General features: G+C 52.7%; 14 protein-coding genes. 2 read left to right on the forward strand and 12 right to left on the reverse strand.

The genetic code is table 11. The features are described from left to right. Nucleotides 1-67: 67 nt before the first annotated feature. From UN63_RS12255 to UN63_RS12305, 11 genes are all read right to left on the reverse strand, one after another. Nucleotides 68-982, reverse strand: coding sequence for a methionyl-tRNA formyltransferase (locus tag UN63_RS12255; protein ID WP_104487037.1), 915 nt, complete (start codon nt 980-982; stop codon nt 68-70). Nucleotides 983-1,093: 111 nt separating this feature from the next. After that, nucleotides 1,094-2,161, reverse strand: a complete 1,068-nt coding sequence (gene neuB / locus UN63_RS12260) for an N-acetylneuraminate synthase (protein ID WP_104487038.1) — start codon at nt 2,159-2,161, stop codon at nt 1,094-1,096. Nucleotides 2,162-2,163: 2 nt separating this feature from the next. Next, nucleotides 2,164-3,312 (reverse strand): UDP-N-acetylglucosamine 2-epimerase, encoded by a 1,149-nt coding sequence (gene neuC, locus UN63_RS12265; protein ID WP_104487039.1) that lies wholly within the window; start codon nt 3,310-3,312, stop codon nt 2,164-2,166. 1 nt (nt 3,313) lies between these two features. Next, nucleotides 3,314-4,426, reverse strand: coding sequence for a LegC family aminotransferase (locus UN63_RS12270; protein WP_181068240.1), 1,113 nt, complete (start codon nt 4,424-4,426; stop codon nt 3,314-3,316). A gap of 40 nt (nt 4,427-4,466) precedes the next feature. Beyond that, entirely contained in the window at nt 4,467-5,618 is a 1,152-nt protein-coding gene (locus UN63_RS12275; RefSeq protein WP_229793576.1) for a UDP-N-acetylglucosamine 4,6-dehydratase, read from the reverse strand. Between the two features lie 54 nt (nt 5,619-5,672). After that, the gene (locus UN63_RS12280; RefSeq protein ID WP_219821163.1) at nt 5,673-6,935 is read right to left on the reverse strand and encodes a lipopolysaccharide biosynthesis protein; all 1,263 of its coding nucleotides are present in this window, start codon (nt 6,933-6,935) and stop codon (nt 5,673-5,675) included. 1,062 nt (nt 6,936-7,997) lie between these two features. Next, on the reverse strand, nt 7,998-8,648 hold the full coding sequence (locus tag UN63_RS12285; protein WP_104487043.1) for a hypothetical protein: 651 nt from the start codon (nt 8,646-8,648) through the stop codon (nt 7,998-8,000). Continuing rightward, nucleotides 8,638-9,498 (reverse strand): tyrosine-protein phosphatase, encoded by an 861-nt coding sequence (locus UN63_RS12290; protein ID WP_181068239.1) that lies wholly within the window; start codon nt 9,496-9,498, stop codon nt 8,638-8,640. Before UN63_RS12290 ends, UN63_RS12285 begins: the two co-directional genes overlap by 11 nt. Before the next feature lie 3 nt (nt 9,499-9,501). Next, a complete protein-coding gene (locus UN63_RS12295; protein ID WP_219821164.1) occupies nt 9,502-11,706 on the reverse strand; it encodes a GumC family protein in 2,205 nt (734 codons plus the stop codon). Between the two features lie 8 nt (nt 11,707-11,714). Next, nucleotides 11,715-12,254: a polysaccharide biosynthesis/export family protein gene (locus UN63_RS12300; RefSeq protein ID WP_104487045.1), complete on the reverse strand. Its 540-nt coding sequence runs from the start codon at nt 12,252-12,254 to the stop codon at nt 11,715-11,717. A gap of 83 nt (nt 12,255-12,337) precedes the next feature. Next, entirely contained in the window at nt 12,338-13,552 is a 1,215-nt protein-coding gene (locus UN63_RS12305) for an outer membrane beta-barrel protein (RefSeq protein ID WP_104487046.1), read from the reverse strand. A gap of 747 nt (nt 13,553-14,299) precedes the next feature. Between UN63_RS12305 and UN63_RS12310 the strand changes: the two genes are divergently transcribed. Both UN63_RS12310 and UN63_RS12315 read left to right on the forward strand, forming a co-directional pair. Next, nucleotides 14,300-14,887 (forward strand): cell division protein FtsY, encoded by a 588-nt coding sequence (locus tag UN63_RS12310; protein WP_104487047.1) that lies wholly within the window; start codon nt 14,300-14,302, stop codon nt 14,885-14,887. A 268-nt stretch (nt 14,888-15,155) separates the two neighbouring features. Continuing rightward, nucleotides 15,156-16,505 (forward strand): O-antigen ligase family protein, encoded by a 1,350-nt coding sequence (locus UN63_RS12315; RefSeq protein WP_104487048.1) that lies wholly within the window; start codon nt 15,156-15,158, stop codon nt 16,503-16,505. An 803-nt stretch (nt 16,506-17,308) separates the two neighbouring features. On the opposite strand, the gene pgi is transcribed toward UN63_RS12315, so the two are convergent. After that, a complete protein-coding gene (pgi, locus tag UN63_RS12320) occupies nt 17,309-18,952 on the reverse strand; it encodes a glucose-6-phosphate isomerase (RefSeq protein WP_104487049.1) in 1,644 nt (547 codons plus the stop codon). Nucleotides 18,953-19,141: the final 189 nt, after the last annotated feature.

The raw sequence follows: 19,141 nt of genomic DNA on the forward strand, positions 1-19,141 counted from the left end.
GCTATTTTTTTAAAACAGATGTATTCTAATTTAGAAAATTACAAAAAACTGTCAAGAAAACATCTCTTCACCTTCCTTTAAGCCGAGTTCCAATTCCGAACGTCGGCTTTTTTATCTCACCTAACCCTTGTTGTCTAACATCAGCAATTTTAGTTAGTAAAACTGTACTATCACCAACTTTTATTACTACACCATCATCATTCTTCCCTACCACTTCACCTTCTGTTGCTATATATGATGAGGCAGAGTCAATTAATCGGCACTCCAAAAGTGCGAGTTCACCATTTGGTCCTTTACATCTAGCCCCAGGCCCTGGTGATGTTATTGCCCTAACAAAATTAAAGAACCTTTGAGCACCCCAAGAAAAGTCAACTAATTCGTCACCATTTATTCTTCTTCCAAAATAAGTTCCAACTGGATGGATAGATGACTGAACTATTGCACTAACACTAGATGCTTTGATCAAACTTACTGCATTTAAGAGGAGGCTAGCGCACTCAATAACTGCTTTTTCCAGTAAACTAGCATAATCATCTACATTAGTTATTTCATAAAGCTTCTGTGAGATAATATCACCCGTATCAATACCTTCATCTACATAATGAACAGTTATACCAAAATGACTTTCGCCATTTATCAAGACCCAATTAAGAGGATTCCTTCCTCTATAAAATGGCAACGCTCCTGCATGACAATTAATAAACCCATACTTAGGTAAATTAATGATTTCTTTCTTTAATATCTGGTTGAACGACATCGAGACAAATAAGTCAGCCTCAGTTTCTTTAGCCCAATCGATAAAGTCTTTCGAGTTCACATCCTCAACAGGGAAGTACGGCACTTTTAACTTTTCAGCCCATTGCTTTAAAACAGGATCTTGTGTATCAAATCGAGGGACAATGAAAGCTATCTCTACTTCATTTACTAATAACTCTAAAGCCTTATGTGACCAAGGACCATCGGCAAAGTAACCAACCTTCATAAAGCTGACCTTCAATAAACTGAAAAATAAGATTGATGATAAAAACATCAAACATTAAAAACTCTAAATTTCATAACAACCGGTGATGGCTTCGTGAAAAATTACCGACTACTAAATAATTTGATCTTCTTCATAGTCACAAGAAGCAGCATTTCCTATCATGCTCCAATATTTAATAGGTTCTATTCCCTCACCTGGCCTTTTAGTTGTTAGGTTGGCCACGCTAAAACACTCACCTTTCTTAATTGGTTTTGCCGCCACAAGGCTCTTCCGCGCGATTGGTTTGTTTTTTATCTCAGAAAGCTGAGGGCCTTTAATGCCATTTCCCAAAGCTTGTTCCACATCACGAATACCACGTACCATGGCAATCAACTCATCAGGCTCAAGCGAAGCCTTATGGTCCGGTCCCTCCATGGTTTTGTCTAACGTGAAGTGCTTCTCAATCAGTTGTGCTCCCATGGCGGCTGCGGCCACCGGAATGGTGATCCCGGCGCTGTGATCCGAATAACCAGGCATCAGCCCAAAGGCGGTAACCATGGTTTGCATCGCTCTCAGGTTGATTTCATTCATGGGTGCCGGATACTCGGTGGTGCAATGCAGCAGGGTCACCTTGCTCTTCAAGGCTTCACGACCAGCCTCGCTGGCGTAAGCTTCGGCAAACGCCATTTCACCGGGTACCACACCAGTCTCATTAATGAGACCAAACGCGATCACCCCCAACGCAGTTTCTACCTCCGCCAAGGTAGCCATACCGGTCGAGACGATAAGATCGCAGCCGGTTCGCGCATGCTCCAGTACAAAAGGCGCGTTGGTCAGTTCTCCGGAAGGAATTTTCAGGGTCTTTAACCCAAGATCGTTAACCAGAAAACTCAGGCTTTCGGCATCAAACGCCGTAGAAAGAAACTCAATACCTAGTTGCTTACAATATTCTATAAGTTCTTTATGGATATCATGGTCTAGCTCCAGACGGCTGAGCATATCGAATTGGGATTCAGCTACTCCGGTGTTACGGGTCTGATACTCCGCCTGCCTGGCTGTTTTAGTGACCAGACTTTTAGCCTTGAAGGTTTGAAACTTGACTATATCAACACCGGCAGCATGGGCCGCGTCCACCAATTTGAACGCCAGCTCGGCACTGCCATTATGGTTAACACCGGCTTCGGCAATGATTTTCACCATGATTAGACTACCTTCTCAATGTCATAAAACGTCTTTATTTCTGATAGGTCAGCTGCCTTGATTATTTTCAGGATTGCTTCGCTGGCATTTCCCTGACCATATGGATTAATCACCCGACTATAATCAGCCTCTAGTGCGGTTTCGAGTGCTTCTGTAATGGCATCCGCATCAGGATCACAATTAAGTACACTCGTTGCCGCCAGACGGCCACGCTGACGAGCACCAACATTTACAGTCGGTACACCAAAAGAGGGAACTTCGATTATTCCACTGGATGAATTACCCACCACAGCAGCGGCGTGCTTAACTGCACTTAAATAACGCAGATGACCCAATGAGGGGATCGCTAATACGCGATCAGGGCGTTCCTTGGCATAGGCTTCCAGTAACGGAATTATTTCGCGCCCACCATCGTCAGCATTTGGGTATGTCAATATCACTTGATGTAAGGGAAATTGATCCAGAGCACTGAGCTGCTGTTCGAATGACGCTTTAGCTGGCTCGGAAGCCAATGTGACCGGATGGTAAGTGACCAAAAAATAAGGGTGGTTAATAGTAAACTGCAACGAGGCCGATAATTCATCTACCGACATCATGTTGCTGCGACGCAGGTGGTCGAGACCCACAGCGCCCACATTACTTACTCTATTAGGTGCTTCACCTAGCTGAATGACCCTCTGTCGATGTTCTTGTGTTGAGGTGAAATGCAGCAGGCTCAGTTTAGTAATGGCGTGGCGAATAGCGTCATCGTAAGCCCCTTCGGTGATTTCACCACCATGGATATGGGCAATCGGGATCCTCAAGATCATGGCCGCCTGAGCGGCGGCCAGCGCCTCAAATCTGTCACCCAGAATCACGATCACATCAGGGTTCATTCGAGATAGAGCATCGGCAAAACCGATAACGCCCAGACCTATACTTTTCGCCGTGCCTACCGCTGAATCGGAAGACAGCAGCATCTCCACTTTCTCATCTATTCGAAAGCCATCTGCCTCAATGTTTTGATAGGTCATGCCAAATTCGGGGGACAAGTGCATACCCGCGACAAGCAACTGCAGTTCCAGTTCAGGATCGCTTTGAATATCTTTCAGTAGCCAATATAAGAGACCATACTCGGCGCGAGTGCCGGTAAAAACTGCAATTTTTCGCATCTTAAGCCTCCGTCGGCGAGCTGGGCAGGTTAACCAAGCGAGCTTCGGCCCATTCCGAATGGGTCAAGGCTCCCCGCAGAGCATTGGCAAACATCGGTAGTCTGTGCATCAGCTGCCACACGGGCCGGGTCATCACTCCCTTAGCGTTACTAGTTTCAAGTAGGGCATTGCGGCTTTCAATATCGGGGCAGAGCACGGCGTTGAGCCAGTAATTGGAGTGGGCGTAATCTGGCTCCTTCACAAAGCGAAACTCGCTCCCCTGAAAGAAAGCATCATAGCGAGCGGCCAGTTTACGTTTGCTCGCCAGCATCTCTTCAAGCAGCTCCATCTGGGCACAGCCCAGCGCGGCATTGAGGTTAGGCATGCGGTAGTTGAAGCCGGGCTCGTCATGATAGAACTCGTAGGGATGTGGCACCTTGGCCGTAGTAGTCACGTGTTTGGCCCTGGCTCCGTCTTCCTGATCCCGGCATAGCAGCATACCGCCGCCGCCGGTGGTGATCACCTTATTGCCGTTGAAACTAAGTGCGCCGTAACGTCCCAAGGTACCGGTATGCTGCCCCTTGTAGTAAGAGCCCAGGCTCTCGGCGGCATCTTCAATCAGGCACAGGTTCCATTGTTCGCAGATGGCCAACAGTTCATCCAGTTTGGCCGGATGCCCGAAGGTGTGCATGGGCATCACCGCCTTGATAGCGGCGCCGCTGGCCTTATGGCGACACTGGCCGCTATCGTCCAGCTCGGCATGATCTACCAGCCAGGCTGCCGTTGCCTCAGGGCACAAGCCAAAGGCGTTGGGTTCAATATCGAGAAACACTGGCTTGGCACCCATATGGTACAGGGCGTTACAAGTGGCCACAAAGGTCAACGCCTGGGTAATCACCAGATCCCCGGCCCGAACCCCGGCCAAGTGCAAGGCAGCATGCAGCGCCGCAGTACCATTGACCGTAGCCACCGCCCGGCCTATACCGGTATAAGCTTGAATCTTCTGCTCGAACTCTTCGACAAACTTACCCACGCTGGAGACAAAGGTGCTATCTATGGTTTGGGTCAGGTAGGCTTTCTCGTTGCCTGCAAATGTAGGTGCATGCAGCGGGATAAAATCGTCCGTAGCATACATGTCTCTTATTAAATCAATCAGCTGCTGGTTCACCCTGGCCTCACATCTTGCTGTCGAGATATTTTCCGGTCTCTTTATGACCGAAATCGGGGATCATCTTGAAGAAGAGTTCTACTATGGTCTGCTTGTCCCAGACCAAATCAGATTTCATGGCGTCAATGCGAGCTTCAAACTCGGCCAACAACACGGAATCAAACTCGGGCTCATTCTTGATGATACCCAGGTTGGTAAATCGCTCCATATCCAGCGTCTCCGTCTCGGTGAAGAACTCCTCGAAGTCCTTTTCGCCAGTGGTATCGCTGCCGGTGAACAGACAGGGCCACTTGCCTTGCTCCGGTAGCGTTTTGGCCAGCTCACGGGCTTCTTCTTCACTGCTGCACAGCACTGGCTCCAAGCCCTTCTGCTTCAGATATTTGACTGCAATATCGGCGAAGGAGATAAGATGCAGGTTCTCACTAAGTTTGGGAAAGAAGATGTCGCGGTTTTCCCCGAAAATACAGGACATCAAACACAGCTCGCCCGACTCCTGGGGAGTGACGAAATAACGCTTGATGTCGTTGGGCGCCACGATAGGCTGACGCTTTTCCAGACGCTGATTGAAACCGTGCAGTAAGGAGCCGTCAGAGAAAGCCACATTGGCAAAACGGGCAGTGGAGATATTGATATCCAGACTACGACGCATCAGGAACATTTCCATGATCCGCTTGGATGCGCCCATCATGTTGACCGGATTGGCCGCCTTGTCGGTAGACACACAGAAATATTTCTTCACACCGGCATCAATGGCCTGTTGCAACGTTTTGTCGGTATTGAATACGTTGACATCGATCATTCGCATCAGGGTGTAAGGATCTTTTTCACTTCGCACGTGCTTGAGAGCGGACAAGTTCAGCACATAGTCGAACTGGCCATCGGCCTTGAAAAAGGCATCATACTCGGTGGATCCGATATCCAAAGCAAAAGTCTGAAAATCGCCGTTGATGTAGCCAAAAGAGCTTCGAATGTCGCGAACCAGTTCAACCAGGTTATTTTCACTGATGTCGACTACGTGCAACTTCTGGGGATTGCGCTTGAAAATTTCTTTAACAACAGCTTGGCCGATGGAGCCGGCGCCGCCGAGAACCAAAAAACGGGAAGAGCTAACTTTATGTTCAAGCTCGCCCTCATTATTATTAACATCTGTGGAAAACAACTCTTTTTCTCTACCTATTAAACTTAAAACAGAGTTCATAATAAGACCTAACTATTAAACAAAACTAAACCAAGGCATAGGGTGACGCTTGTGGGCTATCAGCCATGTTAACATAAAGCGAACACCCATTGATAATGCAAATGCGATCGCTGCACCTTGCAGATCAAAATTTCGGACTAATACAATGAGTAAGACTAGATTTAACACTCCAGAGCCCATGGAAGCGACAGAAAGCATCCCTGTTCTTTTGGAGAAAAATATGTAATTAGTTACCATAAGATACATCCCCTGAAAACCTTGCCCCAAGGCTAACCAACCCACAACTTCTCCTGCTTGAGCATATTCCTCACCGGCTATGAGCACAACTAGCCAAGGACCAATAAAAAATGCCAACACTACGCCCAACATTATTACTATAAACCACAGGTATGTTAACTTAACTATTCTTTGTTTATCTTTATATTTATCATTCTTTAGCTTTTCAAACAGCCATGGCACATATGCTTTATTAATCGCATCAAATACAATACCGATAGCGGCAGTTAACTGCACTGCCACCATATAAGTCCCTGCTTCAGCAAGGCCTATTTCTTGATTAATTACAAATCGGTCCACTGAGCTTAATAAAAAACCACCTGCAATATGTGGCACAAGCGGAACACCAAAGCGAAGAATTTCAGCTAAGTAATCTTTTCGCCAAATAAAAATCATTAGCAAACTATCTTTTTTCAACAGCATTAGAGCTAAAATTACAAATACTAAACTCATGACTATTTGAGCATTGATACGGCCCTCTGCTCCCTTTAGTAGCACTACTACTAAAAATAGTGAAAGCAGCATATTAAATAAGCTTTGCGATATTTGTAGCATTCCATATTTAACAGCTTGCTTTTTTACCTGCCACTGTCCTAAACGTAAAGTTATTATTACTGAGCAGGAAGCAACAAGTACAGCAAACAGAATATAACTAGCTTTCAAAGCCAACCATTCAGACAAGTTAGACTTAAAAATAAAAAATAAAGAAAACACTATTACTGATGAAATTAACACTAACTGGATGCAAGATCCAATAAATTCAGCTAGCTCATTCTCACTCAGATTATCGTCATAGTACTTTCTACCTGCCGCACCGACAAAAGTTATTCCAACAAAAGCACCTAACGCTCCAAGCAAAGTTTGAAACATAGCTACCTCGCCATACTCTGCAGGACTTAGGTGTCGTGTTAATATTGGCAACATAATGAAAGGGATAACGGCATTTAAAACATTAGAAAACAGATATATTCCGGCACCGTTAATAAAATTGTTTCCTTTCAAATTACTCACTTTAGTGACATCTTAAATATCATTTGTGCATCTTATTATTAATAGAGTTAAAATTAATATTTATAAATAGATTTTCATAACAAGTGTGTTACTGAGATATTTATTAGAAATTAATTTATTGACGAAGCTTTCATCATCTGTCTACAAAGCTGCGCCAGGGCAAGATTACGAAACCCCCAGGCCTGACAAGACTTTCGAAAGGTAGACGTTATTGCCAGGGCAAGATTACGAAGAACCGCGCCAAATAAGGGTTTTTCATGATATTGCCCTGCCCCCACCCTGCCTCCTCCTGGCGACTTTTCCTTGAAGAGAAGCCGCTGTTATTCTGTGGCGCCGCTGTTTAGGGGGAGGGGCAAGGCGGTGTGTGCCTGATGATTCGGCGCAGTCTGATCCGCCAGCTGAAGCGGCGGCTACAAAACCACAATGCCGCTGTCTGCGGTGTTCCGACAGGTTCTGGTACGCTACCGCCCGTGAAGTGGTTTGGCGTAGCTTCCATTGCCGATACACGAGTTGTAATTAGTTGCTTCTACAAAACACCAAACGCGAGACTCTAATGTTCATCTGGATGACGGTTTAAAATCGCTGTCGCCCTTATGCTACTTTCCGTGGCTTCCGTGTATTCCGTGGCGGCCAAGAGGGCTTTTGGGCTTTTGGGCTTTTGGGCTTTAAACATTTTGCTGCGCAATTTCGCAGCTGAAGCAGCGACTACAAAAGATAGACCTATGCGCCTTCGCAGCTGAAGCGGCGGCTACAAAAGATAAACCTATGCGCCTTCGCAGCTGAAGCGGCGGCTACAAAAGATAGGCGTATGCGTCAGGCGCTAAAAAGGTACGCTACCGCCCGTGGAGTTATTTGGCGTTTCTCCCATTGCCGGATTGACTGATTGTGATTGGGGACTAGGGAATGGTCAAAAACCTAGGGAATTGGGATTGGGGAATTGGGATTGGTAAACCCCTTGGGAATGGGGAATGGTAAAAGCCAGACCCTACTCCCCGATCCCTATTCCCTAACCAATCCCCAGTCCCTATCTATTCCCTAATCTCTAACCAGTCCCTATTCCCTATTCCCTATTCCCGCCATCAGATCTTGTCGTTGCAATTGGCTCAGTAGTTGCTGCATATACCGCTGGCTGCTGCCGGTGTGCGTCAGGCCATGTTGGATGGCGCTGGTTACCGTTTTGCGTTCTTGTTCGTTTAATGTGTGCCAGCTTATCAGGCCGAGGTAGACGGTTTGTTGATAGGCTATTGCTCGCCAGGGGCCCAGGGTAAAGCCGTTTTCCATCGCCTGTTTGAATTCGTCGTCCAGTTCGCCCTGGCGCAGTTTGGCGGTAGCCAGGTTGTTGTGGCTGAAGGGCCAGTTGGGGCGAACAGCTATGGCATCCCGGTAGGCGTTGATCGCCCGCTCGCGGCTGGCGTTGGCCTGTTCGCTGCCGATGGGCTCGTTGATTTGCTGCCAGTCATGGATGCGGCCCAGCCTGTCCAGGTAATCGGCGTTGGCCACCGGGTAATAGGTGTTGGCCTTGCGGGCGGCTTCTTCCGCCACCATCCAGGCCAGGGCTTCGGGCTGCTGGTTTTTGGCGGCCCAGTCATCCAGAAACAGATCGGTCTGATACTGATAGGTGCCGGCCAGCAGCATGCGGCCGCCGCCGTAGGTAAGCCCGAGGGCGAGCGTGATGAGGGCGATTAAAGCCAGTTTATGGCGCACGGTTATTGTCCTCTGCTACCGGCAACACCCCTCCCCGGCCCTCCCCTTGGTAAGGGGAGGGAGAGTTCGTGTTAAGGCCCTCTCCTTGATTATGGGAAGGAGTTATAGGCGACTCCGCGAACAGGGATTCGGTGATGAGCCAGGGGTTGATGCTGGTCAGCTGCATGGCGGCTACCTCCCCTACTATGGCTTCGGCGGCCAGCCGGCCCTGTTTCAGCATCGGCGGTCTGTACTGCAGGTTGTGGGCGTCGGAGGCCAGCACCGTCACTATGCCCTCTTTCAGTAACTGCTCTGCCAGCTGCTGGCTGGGTTTGCCGAAGTAGCCGGTTACCGAGCCGGCGGTTACCTGAAACAGGCAACCCTGGTTGATGAAGGGGGCCAGCTTGCGCGGGCTCTGCTGCACGCCCCGGTTACGTTCCGGGTGGGCGATCATCGGCACTACACCCTGCTTCAGCAGCCATTCGGTAAGCTTGTCGGCCGCAAAGGGGACTTCGTTATGGGGTAATTCCAGCAGCAGTACCGGTTTGCCCTGCCACTGCCCTAAAAACGGGATCTCGTTATTGGTCACCTGCTGCATCACTTCCAGGCCAAAGCGTACTTCGGCGGCCATCGCGATGTGCAGGGGAATGCTGTGCTCTGTGAGTGCCGCCTTTAACGGATGAAAGGCGGCACTGATAGAGGCACGGTCATTGTCGAACTTGCCCGGCTGCATGTGCGGGGTGCACACGCAGTGGGTGATGCCATTATCCACCGCGGCCCGGGCCAGCGCCAGGGCGTCCGCCAACTCGGCGGCGCCATCGTCGATGCCGGGCAGCAGGTGGTTATGGATGTCAACAAGCCGTGCAGTCATGTTTTATGCCTCGGCCGCGTTCTTGCTGTAGCCGTAGTAGTCGTAGTAACCACCGTAGCTGTAGCCGTATTTGGCCGCTTTTTTCACATCCAGCTGGTTGAGTACCACGCCCTTGACCGGCGCGCCCAGCTGCAGCAGCTTGCCTATACCCGCCTTCACATGGGGAATGGCGGTCGACTCGCTCTTCACCACATAGATAACGGCATTGGCATGCTGGGCCAGCACCAGCGCATCGCTCACCGCCTGGGTGGGTGCCGAGTCGATGATAATGCGGTCATATTGCTCGCTCAGTTGCGCCAATGCGGTGGTGAAGCGATCGGAAGACAGCAGCTCCAGCGGATTGGGCGGCACCATGCCGGCGGGCATCACGTCTATGCCGTCCACCTGCTGGATGCAGTCTTTAAGCGCAGCGGTGCCGGCAATCAGGTTGGCCAGGCCGGGGGTACCCACCGCAAACTCGTAGTTTTTGGCCACGGTCGGGCGGCGCATGTCGGCGTCCATCAGCAGTACCTTCTCCATCTGCCCCAGGGCCTGGGCCAGGTTGCTGGACACCGAACTCTTGCCCTCGCCGGGCACCGACGAGGTCACTACCGTCACCTTGTAGGGGTTATCCATGCCAGACAGTACCAGACCGGTACGAATGGTGCGCACCGACTCGGCAAAGGCCTTGTCTTTGCCCAGCTTGAACTGGCGCGCCACGTTGCCGACCTTGCCCTTGAGCAGTGGAAGAATACCCAGCACCGGCAGGTTCAGCTTGTTTTCTATGTCGGCGGTGCCCTTGAAGGTGTTGTTGAGCATGTCCAGCAGCAGCGCCAGGCCCATACCCAGCATCAGTGCCAGCATGGTGGCCAGCACCACTATCAGGCTCTTCTTCGGCTTGACCGGGAATTCCGGCACCACGGCGCGGTCGACCACCCTGGCATTGACGGTTTGCAGATCCTGGGTGGCGCTGGTTTCCTTCAACCGGGTCATGAAGGTGTCGTACAGGGAGCGGTTGGTATCCACCTCGCGCTGCAGTTCACGCAGCCGGAACTCGTTACGGCTGATGTTCTGGATCTCTTCCTTGTTCTGTTCAAAGGAACTCTGCAGACCCTTTTCGTTGGCCACGGCCAGCCGGTAGTTGTTTTCAATAGAACCCACCACCTGCTCTACCTGGGCCTTGAGGCTTTCTCGCGCGGAGTTCAGGTCGCTCTGGGCCGCTACCATGGCCGGATGCTTGGCCCCATAACGACGGCTCAGCTCCTGTACCTTGGCGCTGGCGGTGGCTTCCGCCGCCTTGAACTGAGCCACCACCGGATCGGAAATCACCGCCGGCACGCTGGACAGGCGACGATAGTCGGAGCTCTGGATGGCCGACACCTGCCGATACATGCTCTCGGCCGCGTTGCGCTCGCGGCGGGCGTCGGTCAGCCGGTCACCGGTGTTGCTGAGTTCGCTGGCGCTAACGCTGGTAATGCCATCCAGGTTGAGCAGGTTTTCCTGCTCCATAAAGGCCTGCAAGCGGCGCTCTGAGTCATCCAGGCTGTTTTTCAGGCCGCCCAGGCGCTCGTTCATCCAGCTGGTGGCGGTTTGGGTCATGTCCAGCTTGGCTTCCAGCTGGCTTTCGATATAGCCATCGGCCAGGGCATTGGCGGCCAGGGCGGCGGTGGCGGCATCGGCCATCTCCACGCTCACTTCCACCAGCTGGGTCTTGCCCTGAGGGGAGACGCTGATGCGTTCACGGAAGGCACGTACCACCCCATCAAAGATCTGGGCCTCGGTCGGCGGCGCTTTTGCTTCCAAATCGCCAGGCAGGGTTGGCAGCACACTCTTGATCATGCCGCGCCAGTCCACCAGCGGGGCGGGCTGCTGACGCGGGTCGAATTCCGGATGGGTATCCAGGTTTAGCTCGCGTACCACCCGCTCGGCCATGGCCCGGGACTTGAGCAGCTCGAACTGGGTCTGCAGATATTCGCTGCCGGCACCGTCGAGGCCGTATACCTGCTCGATAGACACCACATTGGCCGACTTGTTTTCTATCAGCAGGGTGGCGTTGGCCTTGTAGATGGGGGTGATATTGAACACCACCAGCACGCTGAGCATGGCTACCACCAGGGTCAGGGTAATGATGCTCCACTTGCGACGGTAGATGGCCAACCATAGCTGACGCAAATCTATTTCGTCATCCGCGCCCTGGTCGTGTTGGTTAAATCCGGGGAATTTGCTCATGTCCATGCTTAAAAGAAGCTCTGTTCAATGGTGATAATGTCGCCAGGCATGACGGGAGTATCCAAAAAGGCTTTTTGCGGGGTACGGCCCAGGTCTGCATCACGAATAATGTAATAGGCACTGCGTGAGGCTCGCTCGCTGAAGCCACCGGCCAGGGCCACCGCCTTGCGCAATGTCATGCCGGGCTGAAACGGGTAGCCGCCGGGGTTGCCGACTTCACCGTTAACATAAAACTCACGGTACTCGAGGATACTGACAGACACCTTGGGGTCTATCAGGTAATCACCGCGCAATCCGCTGGCAATCTGGCTTTCTACCTGCTTGGCGGTTTTGCCCTTGGCATTGATAGTGCCAAGAAACGGGTAAGAAAAGGTACCGGCGTCGTTCAGCCGGATCTGCTCGATACTCAGATCCTGTTCACCAAATACACTCACCCGGATCAGGTCACCCGAGCCCAAAGCATATTGAGAATCACTGCCTTGTGCCTGAACTGTGCCTGCGCCCAGGGCCCACACCAGCAAGATGCATAGTGTATGGATCACTTTCATCGATTACGACTTCCTGTTTATTGACTTGAATACAACTGACAAATCCCTGCCCGGCACTGGCCGGGCAGGGTAATTAACCTGAATTACAGGCTGGCGGTGACGTTAAAGAACACCTGGTTGCGATCAAAGGCGCTCTCAGAGTCGGTGGAGCTGTTGTCTTTGTAGCTGTAGCCTACACCCAGATCCAGCCAGCGGCGCATCTTGTAGTTTAATCCTGCGTTGTAGCTGTCCAGCTCGTCGTTACGGCCGTCGTTGCTGCTAGAATCGATGCTTTTAGATACACCTTCATACTCTTTATCGGTAAAGCTGTAACCCAGATTGGAGGTAATGCGGTCGGTCCAGTCATGCTCCCAGCTGATGCCGTAGCTGGTGGTGTCCACATAGTTCTCGGTGGAGCTGCCCTCTTCGGCGCGGCTGCTGGTGTTGAGCATCACACGGGAATAGGTCAGCGGTGACCAGGTTACGCCCAGTTCCCAGGTGCTGTTGTCCGGGTCGTTCTTGGTAGAGTCGGCGAAGTCTTTGTTTTCAAAACCCACCTTGACGGTACCCGTGGTCTTGGCGGTGGCGTCCCAGGTGGCACCCACCAGGTAACGGTAGCCTTCGCTGTCCAGGGTATTGGTGTCGTAGTCGTAGTCGTTGTACTGAATTTCGGCCAGCAGGCGGGTCTTGGGCGCCACACGATAATAGCCGGTGGTGACCAGGCTCAGGGTATCGCGGTCTTTTTCACGAGTGAAAGAGCCGCTGTCGCGGTTGTTGTCGTACTTGCGCCATTCCTGGTTGGCACCCAGCTCCAGCTGCATTTTGGCGGTTTCGGCGCCAAAGCCGTACAGGCCACCCACATTGGTGCTGTGGTACTTGTTGCCGATTTCATCAAAATCGCGGTTGGTGCTGTCGCGGGTGTCCTGCTGCTTGCTGTAACCGGCATTCAGATCCAGACGGCTGCGAGCGCTGAATTCCATGTGGCTGTCGGCACGTAGAAAGTGATCGGTGTGATCATCTTCATGGCTGGAGTGAAAGGTGGAGTTGCTCAGGCGGTAGTTGAGCTGATAGGTGTTCAGACGGTCACGGGCCGCCAGGGTCAGGCTGGGCTCGACCACGGTCACCCAGGACGAGGGCTTTTCATCACCATCGGCGGCTTCCCAGATGTTGTCATCGTAGGTTTCACTGATTTTAAGGGTGGGCACCAGGCCAACACCGCCAAGATCTATGGGTTGTGGCTCGATGGCGTTCGCCTGGCCCACAAAGATAATGCCGGTTGCTACTGCCGACAGAGTAAACAGGATATTTTGTTTGCTCATAAATCAGAATTCCTTCACCTGTACAATTCCACTTGAAAATGTGCAATCCCTTTATGGTTTCAACCTGTCAAGGATATTGAACGCGTTTTTATTAATTTATCTTTTTCTTAATTAAGCTATCTGTCTGGGGAGCAATTATGCTGCCACTGCCATCCGCGCTGATTTTCCGCCTCGCTAGCTGTCCGCTTTTTGTTCGATTCTCAAGATTTCTCCGCGCTCAACACGACTTTTTTTGTTGCGTATTGCGGCGAGTTCTGCCTGTCGCACGCGAGCCTACCGCATAACGATGACAATTCAATGACAAAACCGAGGGGCTTACAGAATCAATTTAAATTCAATGACTTACAATTAATATGATCTTTTAAAGCCAACACGGCCAAGATTCTACACCAACAGCACCTAATGAATAAAGGGCTTGTCACAAATTGATACGCTGCCGACAATTCATTTCCCGCCTGTCTGGTATCACAGCAGGCATTCGGCCTAAAGATTCGGTTCCTGAAATGAAAATTTAATATCCGCGATTTATTTTACCTGGCGGGTCTCCCGTATTTTTGACTGCTGGTTCCATTTTACTTTTATGAAATGTATGTAATGCACATTGCCCACTGTGGTGGAGGGATATACAATCGAAGCTGTTTTTAATCAGTTCAGTTGTATTGATTATTTTTTGAGCTTGGTTACCTCCTGATGTGACCATCGGGTCAACGGGACACAGGCCACATATTAAAACGAGGACGTTTATCAATGCGTAAAACGCTTACTGCTCTCTCTTTGGCCGCGGCCCTGGCCGCCGGCCCTGCCTTTGCCGACCAGGCCGCGCTGGATGCGCTGCAAGGTGCCGGTGTTGAATTAACCCCCGAGCTGTCTGCCGAAGTACTGGCCGCCGAAGGCGAAGCCGCCATTGCCGCAGCCGTAGCCAATGTGGTTTCTGCCATTAGCACCACCATGCCGGCTGCCCAGGCTGCCGCCGCCGTTCAGGCTGCCGTTGCCGCTGTTGTTGCCGCCAACCCGGCTGCCGCCGTGAGCATTACCACTGCCGCTGCCACTAAAGTGGCCAGCCAGCCGGCTCTGGCTGCTGCCGTTGCCCAGGGTGCCGCTCAGTCCGCCCCTGCCGCTGCCGCCAGCATCAGCGCCGCCGCCACCAAGGCTGCCCCTGCTGCCGCCGCCGCCGTGAAAACTGCGGTAGCTGCCGGCGTAACTGCCGCTGCCAGCAAGACCAGTACTTCCAGCACCTCTACCGGTGGTGCTTCTACCACCACCACCAATACTGGCTCCACTCCCTCCGCCGGTGGCGGCGGTGGTGGCGGCGGTTCTTCTGCCAGCCCCAGCTGATAGAGAGTGAATATCAGGGATTAGGGACTAGGGACCTGGGAATGGGGAATAGGGAATAGGGATTAGGGATTAGGGATTAGGGAATGGATTGAGTCAAACGCGCCTGCGGGCGCGTTTTTGTTGATATTGGCCCATTCCCTATTCCCCAATCACTAGTCCCCTAAGCTTCACCCATTCCCTATTCCCCTAGGCTTTACCCAATCCCTATTCCCTATTCCCTATTCCCCAATCCCTGCTCACAATATTGACTTTGATTTACGGAAATACCATGGAAAAACCTTCTCTGCTTGATACCTCTGTCTACCTTGGCCTCTTGGGGCTGCTGCTCTGGCTGCCGTTGCCGCTGGGCAGCAACCGGGACTGGTCCATGGGGCTGCTGGTGTTGCTGGTGGGGGTGCTGGCCATGCTGTGGGCGGCTGCTCGTTTTAAACAGAATAAACCGGACAGCCGGGCGTTGCGCGCGGCCTGGCCCATGCTGGCTCTGCTGCTGGTGGCTCAGGGCTGGGTGGCGTTGCAGCTGCTGCTCGGCATCAGCCTGGATGTGGGCGCCAGCTTTCAGTATTTGATGCTGGGCCTGGCCTATTCGTTGCTGTTTGTCATGGTATTGAGCGTGTTCCATACCCGGCGCCGGTTAACCGTGCTGTTGGCGGTATTGGTCGTCAGCGGTACTCTTCAGGCATTTTACGGCACCCTGATGACGCTTTCCGGCCTGGAATGGACCTTTTTTACCGAAAAAACCAGTTACCAGAGTGTGGCCAGCGGCACCTTCGTTAACCGTAACCATCTGGCCGGTTATCTGGAAATGACCATGGCCTGCGGCATCGGCCTGATGATGGCCCTGCGCGATGGCGGTTCATTCAGCTGGAAGGCGATGCTGGAATTGATCATGGGCCCCAAGGCCCGCCTGCGCATCGGCCTGGTGATCATGGTTATCGGCCTGGTAATGAGTCGCTCACGCATGGGCAACACCGCCTTTTTTGTGAGCCTGGTGGTAATTGGCGGCATCTTTATTCTGTTGAATAAAGAGAACAGAGGCAGAAATGTTATTTTGCTGGCCAGCTTTGTGTTGATAGATATTCTGGTGATAAGTCAGTATTTTGGTCTGGATAAACTGAAAGACCGGCTGATCAATACCCGTTTTTCAGACGAGGTAGTTAATGAAGTGGTGGTGGCCCGCCAGAATGAAGTACGTGATGACGTATATCTGCAGGCGCTACCCGCCCTTGAGCAGCATTGGCTGACCGGAAGCGGTGCCGGCAGCTTTGAGGCCATTTTTCCGCAATATATGGGGCCAGATATTGCTGTAATGCACTTCGATCATGCCCACAACGACTTTATCCAGTTTGCCATCGAATACGGCCTGATCGGTACCCTGCCCCTGGCTGCCTTTGTATTGCTGGCATTCTGGCATGCCCTGCGTGCCCTGTGGCGCACCGAGTCCTGGTATCGCAGCGGGATCGGCTTTGCCTCCGCCATGGGCATGTTGGCGCTGATGATCCATTCGTTTACCGACTTCAACCTGCAGATACCCGCCAACGCCGCCACCTTTGTCGTGCTCTGCGCCATCGCCGTGCTGGCGGGGCAGCATGAGAAAGAACGCAAGAAGCGGCGGGGGTAGGGATTGGGGAATAGGGATTGGGGAATAGGGATTGGGGATTGGGGATTGGGGATTGGGGATTGGGGACTGGGGACTGGGGACTGGGGAATGGGGAATGGGGACTGGGGAATGGGGAATGGAGAATGGAGAATGGGGAATGGGGAATGGTGATTGGGGATTGGGGATTGGTGTTTTGTAGCTGCCACTTTAGTCGGCGGGCCCAGCACCGCTGGGCAATCACAAACGGCGCCGAACCCGCAGATCCGGCACCGTGCCTGCTAACCCCTACCCGCCTGCAGATTCGCGCCGGCTAAAGCAGCGCCTACAAAAACCACGAAACCCTGTAGAAGCCTGCTTCAGCTGGCTGGTAGCGCGCAAGCGGTACGCAAAAAAACAAACCGCGCAGCTAAAGCAGCGCCTACAAGGGTCGCTTTCCGTAGGGTCGACTTATTTTAGGTAAGAGTATTCGACCGGTTTTGGTCCCGAGCCGGGCCCCTTGGTCGATTGAAATCGACCCTACGATCGCCGGAGTCATTTGTAGAAGCCTGCTTCAGCTGGCTGGTAGCGCGTAAGCGGTACGCAAAAAAAACCACGAAACCCTGTAGTGCGTAGGTTGGGATGAGGCACGAATCCCAACACATCGAGCCTGCGGAACATGCGAATATCCTGTAGTAACCCCTCCCCAACCCTCCCCTTGCGTTGCACCCCGCTGTGGTTCTGCTCATCCCGGATTCAAGGGGAGGGAGCAGATCGGCGCCAATCTTACCATCGGCTCCGGACTGCCCCTCCCCTGAGTTCCCCCCCCTCATTCGACCAAAACGCCCTTACCGCCACGCTTTTATCTGCGCCAATAACCCATTGGTGGCGCTGTCGTGACTTGTGGTCACGCCATCATCCGCCAAATCATCAATCAAACGGGCGGCGAGTTTTTTACCCAGCTCCACACCCCATTGATCGAAGCTGTTGATGTTCCACAACATGCCCTGCACAAAGGTCTTGTGCTCATACAGCGCAATCAGGGCGCCCAGGTTATGGGGATTAAACTCATCGCACAAAATGGTGGTGCTGGGGCGGTTGCCGTCCATCACCTTGTAGGGGGCCAATTTGGCGATGGCCTCGGCACTCTGCCCCTCGGCCGCCAGCTCGGCTTCTACCTGCTGCCTGTCTTTACCGAAGGCCAGCGCCTGGGCCTGGGCCAGCATATTGGCCAGCAGCTTGCGATGATGCTCGGGGTAGTCATAACAGGATCGGGCAAAACCGATAAACTCCGCCGGTACCACCTGGCTGCCCTGGTGCAACAGCTGAAAAAACGCATGCTGGCCATTGGTGCCCACCTCGCCCCACACTATGGGGCCGGTGTTGTGGGTAATCTTCTCGCCGGTGTTGTTTACGCCCTTGCCGTTGGACTCCATGTTCAGCTGCTGCAAATAGGCCGGAAAACGCTTCAGATGATGGCTGTAGGGGAAAATGCCTTCGCTCTGCAGCCCCAGCACATTGATGTTCCAGATGCTCAGCAGCGCCAGCAACACCGGAATGTTCTGCTCAAAAGGCGTATGGCGCAGGTGTTCATCCATCTCGTGGGCGCCCGCCAGCAATTGCTCGAAGCGCTCGAACCCCAGCGCCAGTGCGATGGGCAAACCAATGGCAGACCACAGTGAAAAACGCCCCCCCACCCAGCTCCAGAACTCGAACATATGCTCGGGACTGATGCCGAACGCCTGCACCGCAGCGGCATTGGTCGACACCGCCACAAAATGCTTTTTAACCTGGGCCGGATCATTACAGGCAGCCAACAGCCAGGCGCGGGCGGCACGGGCGTTGGTCATGGTTTCGTCTGTGGTAAAGGTTTTGGAAGAAATCACAAACAGGGTGCGGGCCGGATCCACCACCGCCAGCACAGAGGCCAGTTGGGCGCCGTCCATATTCGACACAAAATGCGCCCGAATGCCCTTGTCCTGATAAGGCGCCAGCGCCTCCACCACCATGGCCGGCCCCAGATCGGAGCCACCGATGCCGATATTGACCACATCCGTAATGGACTGGCCACCAAAGCCGCGCCATTCACCCGTATGCACCCGATCGCAAAAGGCCCGCAGCCGTGCCAGCTCCACGTGCACCTGAGGCACCACATTCACCCCATCCAGCACGGCGCTGGCACCCACCGGCATACGCAACGCCGTGTGCAGCGCCGCCCGGCCTTCGGTATGGTTAAAGAGATTGTCACCAAACAAGGCCGCTATGGCCGGCCCCAGCTTCATGTCGCGCGCCAGTTCGCACAGCAAGACCTGCACCTCACTCGACCAGTGCTGACGAGACAGGTCCACCCGCAGGTGGCTGCCAAAGGCAAAACAAAAACGCGAAAACCGCTCCGGATCCTCGGCAAAACGTGCGGCCAAACTCATCGCCTGCTCCCGCCGTTTAAACTCCTGTAACGCCACAAAGCGTGGCTGCTGATGTAAAGACGTCATCCCAATCCCGTTATTTATTATTAAATTTTGTGCGTGCTACTGCCATGTGAGGCACCATACGGTCCCCTCCCCTTTCCCCCGGAACCAGCAGAATAACAGCGGGGTGCAACGCAAGGGGAGGGTTAGGGAGGGGTTGCTGCACGATACTCGCATATTTCGCAGGCTATGTGTCTTGGTCTGCAGTGACAC

Source organism: Oceanisphaera arctica, assembly GCF_002936955.1.
Classification (GTDB): Bacteria; Pseudomonadota; Gammaproteobacteria; order Enterobacterales; family Aeromonadaceae; genus Oceanimonas; species Oceanimonas arctica.